At 52.7% G+C, this 1,179-nt stretch carries 1 protein-coding gene; it reads left to right on the plus strand.

What is annotated here, in order from left to right:
• Positions 1–34: 34 nt before the first annotated feature.
• Entirely contained in the window at positions 35–1,147 is a 1,113-nt protein-coding gene (locus A918_RS0106060; protein ID WP_084664674.1) for an autotransporter outer membrane beta-barrel domain-containing protein, read from the plus strand.
• Positions 1,148–1,179 lie beyond the last annotated feature (32 nt).

The following is a 1,179-nucleotide window of genomic DNA, read 5'->3' on the forward strand; positions in this document are numbered from 1 at the left end:
CCCCCCGGGGCCTCCTGTTCCACCAGGCCCGCCAGTGCCTCCCGAACCTCCGACACCACCCGCTCCGCCTGTACCGCCAACACCTCCGGGGCCAAATCCGGATCCGCGCTATCAACCGGGCGTGCCGCTTTACAACAATAATGTAGAAAGCATGAGAAGCATCAATCAGACATTGATGTCATCGCTCTATACCCGCGCCGGAAACCGCTACTGGAGCGGTGCAGGAACCTATCATATTGCCCAAGGCGATGGTCCGGGGTCCGGCTATCAGCCACCTGAAGCCGGTACAGTTGTCACGGATACAGGACTGTTCTGGATACGCACGGAGGCCGGTCAGGAAAATTACAGCTCGCAATCATCCACGATTGCCAGCAAATACCGCCAGAATTACTGGCTGGTACAAGCGGGTCTCGACAGCCAGCTGCGTGAAACCGAGAGCGGCCGCCTGATAGGGAGCGGCTGGGTGCATTATATCGATGCCAAAAGCAGAAGCTATTCACGCTATGGCGATGGCGATATCAACACGCAAGCCTATGGTTTTGGCGGTGCCCTGACATGGTATGGCGACAATGGTTTTTATGTCGATGCCCAGACACAGGTCAGCTGGTACAAGACCGACCTGTATTCTGATCTGACACGGAAGAACCATGTCTCCGATCATAATAATGCCGGTTATGGTTTTGGCATCGAAGTCGGAAAACGTATCCAGTATAATGATTTCTGGTCATTCACGCCGCAGGCACAACTGACCTATTCCGGCCTGAACCTGAAAGATTATACGGATTTCTACGATGCGAGAGTGCATCATTCCAATGAGAATGATGTACTGGGTCGAATTGGTCTGGCAACGAACTATGAGAATGCATGGCAGGATGCTGCCGGTTTCACCCGAAAACTGGATCTTTACGGCATAATTGGTGTGCAGCAAAACTTCACAGGAAATTCCAATCTTATCCTTGTCTCCGGCACACCTTTCTATACCGGCGGACAAACACGCACACAGCTGCAATTAACGCTGGGATCGACCTATAGCTGGAATGACGGCAAATATGCTGTCTTCGGGACAGTTGAAACCAGCGGTGCCACGAAGAATATCAGTGACAATTACAGTCTCTCCGGCAATCTCGGATTTAAGATACGCTGGTAAAACAACAACGAAAAAGGGGGGCCCCCCCGCCG

The sequence above is a fragment of the Pseudochrobactrum sp. AO18b genome (assembly GCF_000409565.1).
GTDB classification, from domain to species: Bacteria; Pseudomonadota; Alphaproteobacteria; order Rhizobiales; family Rhizobiaceae; genus Pseudochrobactrum; species Pseudochrobactrum saccharolyticum.